The organism is Pseudomonas sp. TUM22785, assembly GCF_028198105.1.
Taxonomy (GTDB): Bacteria; Pseudomonadota; Gammaproteobacteria; order Pseudomonadales; family Pseudomonadaceae; genus Metapseudomonas; species Metapseudomonas solani.
Map to the genome: position 1 here is coordinate 4,005,675 of NZ_CP116239.1, position 12,314 is coordinate 4,017,988.

Consider the following 12,314-nt stretch of genomic DNA (forward strand, 5'->3'; position numbering starts at 1 on the left):
GCGCTGGGCGTGTTTCTGCTTCCCGTGGTGCGGTGTTCTTGCACCCAGATGACCACGCTTGACTCTGACCCTAAGGGCAACCTGCATGCTGCCGGCTCTCCTTCATAACCAGGGCTAGCAGATGAGTGCTTTATCGATGGTGACCGGTGCCAATGGGCATCTTGGCAACAACCTGGTTCGGCAGTTGCTCGCTCGCGGGCAGCCTGTGCGTGCAGGTGTACGTGATCTGCGGCACGGCTCCGCACTGAGTGGCCTCGGCTGCCAGGTGGCACGCGCAGAGTTGCAGGATTTCGACTCCCTGCGCCACGCGCTACAAGGTGTTGATGTGCTGTACCAGGTCGCAGCCGTTTTCAAGCACTGGGCGAAGCACCCGGACGCCGAGATCATCGACGTCAACGTGCAAGGAACGCGCAATGTGCTGCGCGCCGCTGCCGAGGCAGGTGTTCGCCGCGTGGTTTATGTCAGCTCTGTCGCGGCAGTTGGCCACAACGGCCACTACCTGGACGAGAGCACCTGGAACACCAACCTGCAGAACCCCTATTACCTGTCGAAGATCCTCTCCGAGCGTGCCGCCTGGGAGGCCGCGCAAAACCACGGCCTGGAAATGGTGGCGGTACTGCCCTCGGCAATCACCGGCCCCTATGCCGAACGCCTGACCGACACCATGGGTTTCCTCACCGCCGTGCCGCAGCGCAAGCTGGTACTGGACCCCAATTTTCACTTCAATTTCGTCGATGTGCGGGACGTGGCCGACGGCTTGATCCGTGCAGCCGAGCAAGGTCGCCCGGGTCAGCGCTACATACTCGCCAACCGGCAGTCGTCTTCATTGGCCGAGGTGATCGAAGCGCTCAACGGGCTTGGCTCGGCATACCGCCTGCCGAGGCAGGCTCCAAAAGCCTTGCTGTTGCTGGTCGCCACGCTGCAAGAGTGGCGGGCACGGTTTACCGGCCAGCCCGCCGAGTTGCTCCGTAGCCAGGTGCGGATGTTCTATGGCGTGCGCCAGCACTACTGCATCGACAAGGCCGTCAACGAACTGGGCTACCAGCCGCGCCCACCCCAGGAGGCTCTCAGGCAGGCGTTTGAGTATTTGCTGGCGCGCTGACCTTGGGAGCGAACTGCTGGTTTATCTGCGCCTGTAGCTCTGCCAGGCGCTGCTCTCGCAGCTTCAGGGCTTTTCTCTGTGCTTTCAGTTCGAGGCGCTTGGCTTCGATGCCCTTGTTGGCCAGCTCCAGGGGAAAGGGCGCTTGATGTTGCTTGGCCGCCAGCAGCTCGCTCATCTCCCCCAGTTTGAAGCCAACGTCCTGGGCCATACGGATCATCTGCAGCAGCTTCAGGTGATGGGCCGTGTAGTGCCGGTATGTACCCAGGCGCTGCGGGCTGATCAGGCCCATCTGCTCGTATAAACGAATGGCTTTGGGCGTGCACCCCGACAATCTGGCCAACTCACCGATATACATATAGCCCCCTTTTCACCGCTCAGTTCGAGCCCGGAGATTACCGCCCGCCCAGGTGCGCTGTCTTGCAAGCAGCCTCCCTGCAGGGGTGCTTGGCGAATGAGTTCCCCCATCGCGTGATGGGTTTCGCTGCACTCGCGGAGCGCCGCCCGGCGCATCCCTCGGCGCTGACCGATATGTAGGGTGGATGGCGCTCTTTTCATCCACCAAACGGTGCCGTCGGGGAGCACCGCGTTGGGGCAGCCCTGCGGCCTGATTGGCGACTGAAGTCGCCCCTACAGGGGCTATGTATGGCCTGTAGGTCGGGTGCAACCTGGCGTTTGCGGTGATGGGTTTCGCTGCGCTCGCGGAGCTCCGCCCGGCGCATCCCACGGCGCCGCCTCGTGGGAGATTCTATGTCAACCAGCCGTAGCGTCCCGGTGTCGGTACGGCTGTTGGCTGGTCATCAGGGCAAAGGCGATTCTGGCCAGTTTCCGGGCGAGAATCGTTAGGGCCTCGGTCTTCTTCAAACCCCGCTGCAAATAAGCTTGATAGCGTTCCTTCCAGGCGGCTGTGCGACTGGCGGCCATGGCGGCGTTATGCAGTAGCCGTCGTATCTCCGGATCCCCCTGCTTGGTCAGCTTGCGCCGGCCGATGTAGCGCCCCGATTCCCTGACCCGGACATCCAGCCCGAGAAAGGCGATGAACGCATCGCTACTGCGGAAGGTGCCCCGCAGGAAGGCCAGGTTCAGCGCGGCAGCGGTGATCGGGCCAACCCCTTCGATCTCCTGGCAACGTTGTGCCTGCGCGCTCAAACCGGCCTCTTTCAGCGTGGATTGCAGCGCTGCGTTAAGCGTCCACTCCAGGTCTTTCATCTGCTGCAGGACGGGCTTCAATGCCTCCGCCAATTGGCGATCCTGGGCGAAGCTCAGGCGCAGAGCCGTCGTTACTCGCACCAGGGTGGCGCGACGGTGCAACAGGGCCTGCAGCTTGCGGTACAGGCGGCTCGGCGGCGCCCAGGGGTGCAACTGCTTCTGTTCATGAGCCAGGTAGCAGGCCAGCAGACGGGCATCGCTCAGGTCGTTCTTGACCCGGCCACCGATGCCTTTGCGGTAGTTGCTCAGGCGGTAACCATCGATCACGTAGACCCTGTGGCCACGTTTGTGCGCCAGCGTGGCGACGGCAACGTGGTAGGTGTTGGTGGCTTCGTGCAGGCAGGCTCTTGAGCCAGGTGGCGATAGCGTGCGGCTCATTGATGAGCTCGCTGGCCTGCTCCAGATCTGCTCGATACAGACTCAGACTGTCTTTGGCGACATCGATACCGATTACGGTGCTCTGCATTGTCATGACGAACTCCCAGGGCCAAGATGGAATGACCTGTCGGGGGCTCACGATGGCGCAGGCTTGCAGATATGGTCGGTCTCGGGGGCGGACCTGAGCCGATGGATTCCTTATCGGCGCTTGCAGTGAGGTGAGGGGCGGGAGAAATCTCCCACGGTCTGGCTTGCAGAAGCGATTTCGCTCCCTCCGCCCCCCGACAGGTTCCACCCTAGGACATACAAGCGAATTCATTCGCGATGGAATAGCCGGCCACTCGCAGCCCAGTGCCGGCAGTGCTTCTTTCGCGGCTGAAGCCGCTCCCACAGGGAGCGCCCGCAGCGAGACCGGACAGGGTGGCGTTGGGCCTCGCTGCGCTCGGCGCCAACCTACGGCACCGTGCCGTTGTAGGTCGGGTGCAACCCGACGGGGCCCCAGCACGGAACCTCGCGGGTTTCCCCCGCCCTACGCCGAACCGGGCGGCCTCTTTTGTGGGAGCGGATTCATCCGCGATCAACCTCACCGCCGGCCTCCGGCCCTCCGGTTGACACCCCGCCCCGAATCCATAACGTTGCCCCGCTGTCCAACCTGGGCAGCCGGGATTGGCGTCCCGAACGAGAACAGGTGCTGGGGACGTGGTTTCCCACCTTCAGATGAACGTCGCTGACTCGACCAGTGGACACCCTGCTCTGCGCCACGTCATGCCGCGCTGATCAAAGCAGGGGTGAGGATTACTTGGAGCTCAGAGATTCTCCGGAATCATCAATCCCTTGAGACGGTAGGACTCTATATCGATACCGAATGCCCCGCTCCCGTGTACCTCACGCACTCTCACGGCCTTGTCGGCGAGATCAATGACCCTTTCCTGACATGCGTTTTTTTCCGCATCACGCACGATCAGTACTTTGGGCCTGAGTTTATTACCCGGAGGGCATCCAATGATGATGCCCACTTCCCCGCTGCTTAACTCGGCAATCTCGCCTGGGGGGTAGAGGCCGATCAGCCGGATAAAGCACTCGACAATCGCCTCATCAAAATGGCAATTGACCGCGTCCAGCAGAATACGCAGGGATTCGAGGCTGGACTTCCCCTTGCTGTAGACCCGATCACTGTTGATGGCGTCATAGCTGTCTGCCACAGCAATGACCTTGGCAAAGTAGGGAATCCTGCTGGCGTCCAGGCCACGTGGATAGCCTTTTCCGTCCAAGCGCTCATGATGCGAATAGGCGACATCGACGGTCGCCGGCGTGATCTGCTGGTTGCTCATCAGCAGCTTGCGCCCTTCTGCTGCATGGCTTTGCATGATCCGCAGCTCTTCTGCGGTCAGTGCACCGGGCTTATTGAGTATCTCGTTGGGAACCTTGATCTTGCCCACATCGTGGAGCATGCCGCACACACCGATCTGCTCCAGTTGATAAAGAGGTATGCCCAGTTCCTTGCCCAGGGCGATGGACAGAATGGACACCCTCAAGGAATGTTCAGCGGTGTAGTGATCACTGTTCTTGATGCGAGCCAGCCAGAGCATCGCGGCAGGATTGCGCAAGATGCTTTCGACGCACTCCTTGACCACGACTTTGACAGCCGCCACATCCAACTCCTGCCCCATCCTCAGCGTATGCAGGATTCGCAACGACTCCTCACGCGCGGCATGCCACACAGGAGTTGCCCGTTCCACCTCCACATTGAAGTCGACCTTAGCAATGGCAGGGATCAAGGGAGCCGCCTGAGCGTAGTTCTCCACAAGCTGCCCACGCACGTCGAGCGAGCGTCGAGCATCCACCCAGACATAGCGGCAAATCTCCTGCAGCAGGCGTATCTCCTGCTGCTGGCGTATGCGAAAACCTTGAAAGAGAAAATTGGTGTCCGTCCATGGGCGATCCAGCTCCACCACATACATGCCGATGGTCAGCTGCGCTGCTTCGACTTTGATGTGGTCCATCCCGGCGCCTTCAGCCATAGGACACTCCAGAGAAAGCGATACCTGTAGAGTCATTTGGATATCAAGTCAGCTCTCGGCAGCCAATTGAATTTCGCTATGAAATCACGAGAGCGCATAGGCTCCGTGCGCTTGGCTGTGGGCGGCCAGATGGTGCGAACATTCGGATCATCTACAAAAAGTACGCTGTACGCTGCGATATGCAGGGGCCGGCATGACAATCACAAGCTACCCGCCGGCATGTCGCTGCAAGTGTTTCGGTTGGCTGAAGCGACCTGCGCCGAAAATGGCCGTTGAATGACGCGATGAAGTCGCTCTACAACCGCATAGTCAGGCTTACCTTTTCCAGGCGGAGTACGCCTCCTCGCCGCGGGCGCTGCGGCAATCCGCCGTGTTGAACCCGGGCGAAATGAATCTATACTCCGCGCACCTTCGAGGATGCCCGCCCTGAACCCACTCAGCCGAAACCTTCGCGACTGGCTCTACGCCTTTGCCCTGGTGGGCATGCTGCTGCGCGTGACCATGCCGCTGTGGGCGATACCGCAGATGAGCGGTGGCGGCTTCATGCTCATGTGCACCTCCCAGGGCATGCAGTGGCAGCTCGGCGACAAGGACGACGGGCTCGCCGGCCAGCAACTGCCCTGCACCCAGTGCGGCCTGCAGTCGGTTGCGCTGCAGAGCCTGCCGTTCACCCCGCCAGCGCCACCGCCCGCGCTGGCGACGCAACCCGCGCGGCACCTTGCGCCCCCGGCCAATGCCCCGCCCTTCCTGCTCGCGCCTCCCAACCGGGCGCCCCCTTCGTTTTCCTGAATCGTTGAAGCGCGCCTTCCTGCGAAGGCGTACTGCTGTTCATCCATTTAGGAACAATCATGTCTGCAATCCCTTCCCTTCCGGGTCGCGCCGCCCTGCGCGTGCCTTTCCTGCTTCACGCCTTGGCCCTGGCCGTGGCCATGCCCTCACTGCATGCCGAAGAGCAACAGCACGATAAGGACGAACTGCCCCCCACCGTTATCACCGCGGTCCAGCAGAGCTCACCGCTGACCATCGTGGCCAACCCCAAGGACGCCCGGCAGCCGGTGCCGGCCAGCGATGCCACCGACTACCTCAAGACCATCCCCGGCTTCGCCGCCATCCGCAGCGGCGGCAGCAACGGCGACCCGGTGCTGCGCGGCATGTTCGGCTCGCGCATCAACCTGCGCACCAACGGCGGCCTGATGCTGGGCGCCTGCCCCTACCGGATGGATGCTCCGAGCTCGTACATCGCCCCGGAAACCTACGACAAGCTGACGGTCATCAAGGGACCGCAAACCGTGCTTTGGGGACCAGGTGCTTCAGCAGGCACCGTGCTGTTCGAGCGCGGCCCGGAGCACTTCGGCGAGCTGGGCAGCCGCCTGGACGCCAGCTTCCTGGTGGGCTCCAACGGCCGCTTCGACAAGGTGCTCGATGGTGCGGTCGGCGGCAGCGAAGGCTATGTGCGCTTCACCGGCAACCAGGCGCAGTCGGATGACTACGAGGATGGCGACGGCGACACCGTGCCCTCGCGCTGGAAGAAGTGGAACGGCGACCTGGCCATCGGCTGGACACCCGATGAAGACACCCTGCTGGAGCTCACCGCTGGCAAGGGCGACGGTGAGGCGCGCTACGCCGGTCGCAGCATGGACGGCGCCCAGTTCACCCGGGAAAGCCTCGGGCTCCGCTTCGAGAAGAGCAACCTCGGCGACGTCCTAACCAAGGTGGAGGCGCAGGTCTACTACAACTACGCCGACCACATCATGGACAACTTCAGCCTGCGTGACCCGGACCCATCCGGCATGATGCCGATGCCCATGGCCGCGCAGGTCGACCGCCGCACGCTGGGCGCCCGCTTCGCCGCCACCGTCAACCTGGGCGAGGTGGAACTGGTCACCGGCGTCGACGCGCTACGCAGCGAGCACCGCTGGCGCAACTCCAGCGCCGACATGATGACCGGCGACTACATCGACACCGACCAGTCACCCTGGGACAAGGACGCCGTCACCCACAACTATGGTGCCTTCGCCGAGGCCACCTGGTACCTCGCCGAGCGCAACCGCGTGGTCAGCGGTGCGCGCCTGGACAGGTCCAGTGCCAAGGATTTCCGCTCGTTCCAGTGGAGCGGGATGATGACCGTCGACAACCCCACCGCCGGGGCCACCCGCGCCGACACCCTGCCCAGCGGCTTCGTGCGCTACGAGCACGACCTGGCCGAATCGCCCACCACCCTGTATGCGGGCCTGGGCCATGTGCAGCGCTTCCCGGATTACTGGGAACTGTTCTCGGCGGAAAGCGGCCCGTCCGGCAGTGCCAACGCCTTTGACGGCATCAAGCCCGAGAAGACCACCCAGCTCGACTTCGGCGTGCAATACGCTGGCGAGAACCTCGACGCCTGGGCTTCCGCCTATGTGGGCCAGGTGCGTGACTACATCCTGTTCAGCTACAACACCGGGATGATGGGCATGACCAGCTCCTCGGCCGGCAACGTGGACGCCCGCATCATGGGCGGCGAGCTGGGGGCCAGCTACAAGCTGGGCGAACACTGGAAAACCGACGGCTCTCTCGCCTATGCCTGGGGCAAGAACAGCTCCGACGGCGAAGCGCTGCCGCAGATGCCGCCGCTGGAGGCCCGCCTCGGCCTGACCTACGAGCAGGATGACTGGAGCGCCGGCGCGCTCTGGCGCCTGGTCGCCCAACAGGGCCGGGTGGCCGAGGGCAAGGGCAACGTCGTGGGCCAGGACTTCGGCAGCAGCGCGGGCTTTGGCGTCTTCTCGCTCAACGGCGCCTATCGCGTCAGCAAGAACGTCAAACTGAGCGCGGGTGTCGACAACCTGTTCGACAAGGACTATGCCGAACACCTCAACCTCGCCGGTGACGCCGGCTTCGGCTACCCCGCCGAACGCGTCGCCATCGACGAGCCGGGCCGCACCCTCTGGGCCAAGGTCGACCTGAGTTTCTGAAGCGACACGCGCGCAGCCGATCCGTGAGTCGGCTGCCGTGCTCCACCTGAAAGCCAACCGATAATTGAAAAAACAGGAGTTGATCATGAAAAAATCCCTGCTCTTCGCAGCCTGCCTGCTGGCCCTCCCCCTGGCCCAGGCGGCCCAGGAACCCGAGGCGGTGTTCACCCGCGCCTGCGGCATGTGCCACAACGGGCAACTGCCCACCGCGCCGAAGAAGGGCGACGCCGCGGCCTGGAAACCCCGCCTGGAAAAGGGTGACGAGGTACTCGTGCAGCACGTGACCCAGGGCTTCAACGCCATGCCGCCGCGCGGCCTGTGCATGGATTGCAGCCCCGAGGACTACAAGGCCGTGATCCACTGGATGGCCCAGTAACGCTGTGCCTGGGTTCGCTCCCGGCGGGCGAACCCATCCACCGCCCTCGTCCCGATGCACAAACCTGCCCGCCCACACCTGAAGAGCGCCCGTCGTAGACCAGGCTCCCTGATCGCCTGGATGCTCTACGCCTGCGTCCTGTACAGCGTATTCAGCTGCGGCATCCACCATGGCCAGGCGGCTGGCCTGCAATTGAGCGGGCTGGAGACACCGTTCTGCAGCGCCGACGGCCAGCCATCTGCCGGGTCAGGCACGAGCCTCCCGCTGCCAGCTGCTTGGCTGGCCTCTTTCACCTGCCCGCTTTGCGCCTCGGTGCCACTCGGCATCGGCCTGCTGCTGGGCCTGTCTTGGCTGTTGCGCGGCGGCCATGCGCCACACCCACGGCCGCGCCCCCGTCCGAGTGCACCTCCCCGCCATGCGTGGCCTCCCGCCAGCCCACGGGCTCCGCCTGCCCCCTGCTGAACATCCATTGCGCTACGCCGGGCACTGCACGTGCTCCGGCGCCCGTTCAGAGAAGCACACAGCCTGCACGCCGCCAGACGGCAAAGCCCGGTGCGGGCGGCGGCTGAATAAAAAAGCAGAATCAAGGAGTAAGTGGCATGTTGATCAAACGTCTGAGCTACGGCATTTCCCTCGCCTTGTGGGGAATGGCCAGTGCCACCGCAGCCCAGGTCAACCCGATCGAGCTACCCGAGTCGAAGGTGACGGGGAAAGCGGTTATCGATGAAAACGCCGTGGACGCCTTCGCCAGCATGGCGACCCTTGTGGGCGAAGAGCAGATCCGCGACCTCAACGCGCTGGACCTGTCGTCCGCGCTGCGTCGCACGCCCGGGGTGACGGTGTCGCGCTTCAACCCGGTCGGCTCGTTCGGCGGAGCCGAAGGTGGGGCGGTCTACATCCGGGGCATGGGAGCCAGTCGCCCCGGCAGCGAGATCAAGACCTTCATCGACGGCGTTCCCTTCTACATGCCGGTTTGGAACCATCCGCTGCTGGACTTGCTGCCCATCAATGGCATGGAGCGAATCAGCGTCTACAAGGGCCCGCAACCGCAGAACTTCGGCAACACCTTCGCCGCCATCGACCTGACGCCACGCGCGGCCGCAGCGGGTGACCACCAGAACGGCACACTCCAATTGACCGGAGGCAGCTTCCGCACGTTCACCGAGCAGGCCAGCCTGACCGGGCGCAGCGGCGCACTGGGCTACAGCCTGGCGCAAGGCACCGCCCGCTCGGACGGTGACCGTGCCGATGGCGACGGCCGCCTGAACAATGGCCTCGCCAACTTCAGCTACCAGCTCGATGACAACTGGTCGGTGGCGCTGCTCGCCTTGCACGCGGACAACCGTGCCTCCGACCCCGGCCAACAAGGGCGGCCCGACACCAGGACCGGCGAGTTCAATACCCGTGGCAGCCTGGTATCGATGACGCTCGCTCACGAACACGAGGAGTCCCGAGGCAGCCTCAAGCTCTATTACAACGAAGGTCGCGGCAGCGCCCTCGACCAGACCGGACTCGACGGCGACACCATCACCGACTTCAGCATGCAGGGCCTGCGCTGGTCCGAAAACCTGATGCCCTGGAATGGCGGCGAGATCGCAATGGGGCTGGATATCGACCAGATGGAAGGCCAGGCGGCCTTCAAGCGCGTGGCGCCGGCTCCCCGTGACGACTTCGATACGCCCACCCTGCGACTCATCTCCCCGCACCTGGGGCTCAGCCAGGCGATCGAACTGAACCCGGACTGGACGCTCACGCCTTCGGCCGGCATCCGTGGCTATGACCACAACGTCTACAAGAGCGAAACGGCACCCCATGCCGGACTGCTGCTTTCCACCCACAACCTCGAGTTCCGGGCGAACCTCTCCAGGGGCGTCAACTACCCCGGCCTGGAAACCTCCGTTCTCTCGCACCTGATTCCAGCCCTGGGTGAAAGCTGGCGTGAGCTGGAGCCGGAGCGCATGGACCACAGGGAACTGGGGGTCAAGTTCAACCCGACCCAGGGCGCGACCCTCGACCTGGCCGTATTCAAGGACAAGCTGCAGAACCGCTACCTGTTCGCCTTCCCCCCGGCCGTGACCCAACCCGCCTACGTGAACCTGGGCGACTACGAGATAAAGGGCGCCGAAGCCTCCTGGCAGCAGAGCTGGAACGAGAGCTGGAGCAGCTTCCTCGGCTTCACCTGGCTCGACCCCAGCCTGCGCAACCTGCCTTACGCGCCGCGACGCTCCTTCTCGCTGGGAACCACCTACACGACCGGCCCCTGGCGCCTGAGCGCAGACGCGCAGTACCAGAGCGGGATGTACGTGCTGCAGCAGGAGCGGGTCGAGGGCGCGAGCAACTTCGAGCAAGTGGACAGCTTCACCGTGGTCAACCTGCGCCTGGGCTATGCCCTGCCCGAGCTCGGCGAGGAAGGCGAGGTGTTCCTGGCCGTCGAGAACCTGTTCGACCGTGACTACGCGTACCGCACCGGCTACCCCATGCCCGGCACCTCAGCCCAGGTGGGCGTGAGGATGGGCTTCTGAAATTTCACGACCTGGCTCATCGAGGAGACAAGCTTATGAAGTGGACAAGACACCTGATCGTGCTCTGGGCGCTCACCGGCGGCTACGCACTGGCCGACAGCCAAGCGGACCGACAAGCCATCGAGCACCTGATGAAACACACCTGGGAGCGCCCGGAGGCGGCATTGGACGTCGGCCCGGTGACCCTGGAAGGCGACTACGCCATAGCGGGCTGGACGCAAGCGGAACGAGGTGGGCGCGCCCTGCTCACACGCGTGCAGGATCACTGGAAAGTGGTGCTGTGCGCGGGCGACGGGCTACTCGACGAAGCGACCCTGAAGGATGCCGGGCTGGCCCAGCGAGAAGCGAGCGACCTATTGCGAGCCGTACGCACGGCGGAGTCGGTGATAGCGCCGGAACGGGTCCGGCAGTTCTCGCGCTTCAAGGGCACCGTGCGCGTGGATGCTCACGCCGGGCACGGTGACCCGCAACACTGACCTGGGGCCGGGTGTATGCGAGGACATGCACCCGGCTTGCACTCAAGCAGCCGCGTGGTGCAAACGCACGTTGAACAGCGGGCCTTTGCTGTAGCGCGACAGCGCCTTGGCCAGAGCCAGCACGCCCAGGTCGATCAGGGGCTCCACCAGGATCACACTCATATAGGCGATGCCGAAGGTGCCGACGGAGGCCAGGGTCTCGCTGGAAAAACCATGCCCGTAGAAGGCCCAGAACCCGACCCAGGCGACGATGCCGCCCTGATAGGCGGTGGACAGCGCCAAGGCCTGGGTGTAGCGCGTTTCCACATAGGGCGTAGCAGACGGAATGAGACGGTTCGCCAGCAGGCTGATGCCCCACAGCGGCACCAGCAGGGTGGTAACGTTCATGCCGTACTGGGGCAGGTCGAAGGGCGCGAAGAACAGGCCCTGGATGAGCAGCCCGGCAGCCAGCCCGACCACCGCCGCCCCCGCACCGAACATCAGCAGCAAGGTCGAGCCGAGAATCAGGTGGACCTCGGAGACGCCCACTGCGTGGTGCGGCAGCACCTCGAAGAAGCAGAACACCAGGGCGGTGGTGATCAAACTACGCAGCGCCAGCACGGTCACACCGCCGTTGCGGCGGATGCTGTCGACGGCCATCTTGGCCGTCAGGCCGAAAGCCGCTACTGCCGTGCCATAACTGAGGAAGATCTTCGCGCCTTCTACGACGCCAGGTTCGATATGCATGGGTGGTGCTCCGTGCCGCGCCCACCGCGCGACGATAGGGATGACTAAGGGGGCCGGGCTTTCGCCCGCTTGCTGATGGCAGGTCTCCTGGCTCGCAGTTCACCGCTCCACCCACCTTCCCAGCCGTCGCCAGTGGTACATCGGGCATCGCGCTCTGCTCACAGTTGCGGGGGCAGCCATGGCTTGGGCATCTCGCCGACCATGTTCCCTCTTAGTTCCGGGGCACCCGGAAAACCATCGGCGGAAATGGTACCGATTCCCGCCACGGCGGCATAGAAATCCTTGCCCCCCGATCACCGGGGGTGCGACAGCTCGCCACAGGGTCATCACGCACGGGGCCTGAGGCGGTCGCTCGGGACGAGCGGCACGGCTGCCTGCGGTGGAACGTCGCAGTTAAGCCCCGGCGCCGGCCTTGCTAGTTTCCCGTCCCGGGCTGACCAATCCCATGGATCGGCAGCCCGACCGCATGCGGGCACCCCTCGGGTGCCCGGCCACCATCCAGGGATCGGATACCTCGAGGCGCTCAAGGCACGCCGCCGTTCCCGGATCAACCGGT

10 protein-coding genes, 1 pseudogene and 1 riboswitch are annotated in these 12,314 nt (G+C 64.1%); of the genes and pseudogenes, 7 read left to right on the forward strand and 4 right to left on the reverse strand.

Annotated elements, in window-relative coordinates; translation table 11 throughout:
* Positions 1 to 121 precede the first annotated feature (121 nt).
* A complete protein-coding gene (locus PI990_RS18140; protein ID WP_271657987.1) occupies positions 122 to 1,102 on the forward strand; it encodes an NAD-dependent epimerase/dehydratase family protein in 981 nt (326 codons plus the stop codon).
* Here the strand turns inward: PI990_RS18140 and PI990_RS18145 are convergent.
* The 3 genes and pseudogenes from PI990_RS18145 to PI990_RS18155 all read right to left on the reverse strand — a co-directional run bounded on the left by PI990_RS18145 (position 1,068) and on the right by PI990_RS18155 (position 4,707).
* The gene (locus PI990_RS18145; RefSeq protein WP_271657988.1) at positions 1,068 to 1,457 is read right to left on the reverse strand and encodes a MerR family transcriptional regulator; all 390 of its coding nucleotides are present in this window, start codon (positions 1,455 to 1,457) and stop codon (positions 1,068 to 1,070) included. The genes PI990_RS18140 and PI990_RS18145 overlap by 35 nt on opposite strands.
* A 395-nt stretch (positions 1,458 to 1,852) precedes the next feature.
* Positions 1,853 to 2,780 (reverse strand): annotated as a pseudogene (locus tag PI990_RS18150) (IS110 family transposase).
* Between the two features lie 712 nt (positions 2,781 to 3,492).
* On the reverse strand, positions 3,493 to 4,707 hold the full coding sequence (locus tag PI990_RS18155; RefSeq protein WP_043245598.1) for an HD-GYP domain-containing protein: 1,215 nt from the start codon (positions 4,705 to 4,707) through the stop codon (positions 3,493 to 3,495).
* Positions 4,708 to 5,124: 417 nt separating this feature from the next.
* Between PI990_RS18155 and PI990_RS18160 the strand changes: the two genes are divergently transcribed.
* The 6 genes from PI990_RS18160 to PI990_RS18185 all read left to right on the forward strand — a co-directional run bounded on the left by PI990_RS18160 (position 5,125) and on the right by PI990_RS18185 (position 11,032).
* Positions 5,125 to 5,496 carry a DUF2946 family protein gene (locus tag PI990_RS18160; RefSeq protein ID WP_271657989.1) on the forward strand — a complete coding sequence of 124 codons (372 nt, stop codon included), beginning with the start codon at positions 5,125 to 5,127 and terminating at the stop codon, positions 5,494 to 5,496.
* Between the two features lie 59 nt (positions 5,497 to 5,555).
* Entirely contained in the window at positions 5,556 to 7,658 is a 2,103-nt protein-coding gene (locus PI990_RS18165) for a TonB-dependent copper receptor (protein ID WP_333945552.1), read from the forward strand.
* Positions 7,659 to 7,743: 85 nt separating this feature from the next.
* Positions 7,744 to 8,034, forward strand: coding sequence for a c-type cytochrome (locus tag PI990_RS18170; RefSeq protein ID WP_043245594.1), 291 nt, complete (start codon positions 7,744 to 7,746; stop codon positions 8,032 to 8,034).
* A 120-nt stretch (positions 8,035 to 8,154) separates the two neighbouring features.
* Positions 8,155 to 8,496, forward strand: a complete 342-nt coding sequence (locus PI990_RS18175; protein ID WP_271657990.1) for a DUF2946 family protein — start codon at positions 8,155 to 8,157, stop codon at positions 8,494 to 8,496.
* 137 nt (positions 8,497 to 8,633) lie between these two features.
* Entirely contained in the window at positions 8,634 to 10,556 is a 1,923-nt protein-coding gene (locus tag PI990_RS18180; protein WP_271657991.1) for a TonB-dependent receptor plug domain-containing protein, read from the forward strand.
* A 35-nt stretch (positions 10,557 to 10,591) separates the two neighbouring features.
* Positions 10,592 to 11,032: a copper uptake system-associated protein gene (locus PI990_RS18185; RefSeq protein ID WP_236234019.1), complete on the forward strand. Its 441-nt coding sequence runs from the start codon at positions 10,592 to 10,594 to the stop codon at positions 11,030 to 11,032.
* A gap of 42 nt (positions 11,033 to 11,074) precedes the next feature.
* Here PI990_RS18185 and PI990_RS18190 read toward each other — a convergent pair whose 3' ends face one another.
* Entirely contained in the window at positions 11,075 to 11,758 is a 684-nt protein-coding gene (locus PI990_RS18190; protein WP_271657992.1) for an energy-coupling factor ABC transporter permease, read from the reverse strand.
* Positions 11,759 to 11,818: 60 nt separating this feature from the next.
* A riboswitch (cobalamin riboswitch) is annotated at positions 11,819 to 12,012 on the reverse strand.
* Positions 12,013 to 12,314: the final 302 nt, after the last annotated feature.

Excerpts from the sequence above, each read along its gene's own strand:
- PI990_RS18140 (WP_271657987.1), top strand. The coding sequence starts at position 122 with ATGAGTGCTTTATCGATGGTGACCGGTGCCAATGGGCATCTTGGCAAC.
- PI990_RS18190 (WP_271657992.1), bottom strand. The coding sequence starts at position 11,758 with ATGCATATCGAACCTGGCGTCGTAGAAGGCGCGAAGATCTTCCTCAGT.
- PI990_RS18165 (WP_333945552.1), top strand. The coding sequence starts at position 5,556 with ATGTCTGCAATCCCTTCCCTTCCGGGTCGCGCCGCCCTGCGCGTGCCT.
- PI990_RS18180 (WP_271657991.1), top strand. The coding sequence starts at position 8,634 with ATGTTGATCAAACGTCTGAGCTACGGCATTTCCCTCGCCTTGTGGGGA.
- PI990_RS18145 (WP_271657988.1), bottom strand. The coding sequence starts at position 1,457 with ATGTATATCGGTGAGTTGGCCAGATTGTCGGGGTGCACGCCCAAAGCC.
- PI990_RS18160 (WP_271657989.1), top strand. The coding sequence starts at position 5,125 with ATGCCCGCCCTGAACCCACTCAGCCGAAACCTTCGCGACTGGCTCTAC.
- PI990_RS18175 (WP_271657990.1), top strand. The coding sequence starts at position 8,155 with ATGCTCTACGCCTGCGTCCTGTACAGCGTATTCAGCTGCGGCATCCAC.
- PI990_RS18155 (WP_043245598.1), bottom strand. The coding sequence starts at position 4,707 with ATGGCTGAAGGCGCCGGGATGGACCACATCAAAGTCGAAGCAGCGCAG.
- PI990_RS18170 (WP_043245594.1), top strand. The coding sequence starts at position 7,744 with ATGAAAAAATCCCTGCTCTTCGCAGCCTGCCTGCTGGCCCTCCCCCTG.
- PI990_RS18185 (WP_236234019.1), top strand. The coding sequence starts at position 10,592 with ATGAAGTGGACAAGACACCTGATCGTGCTCTGGGCGCTCACCGGCGGC.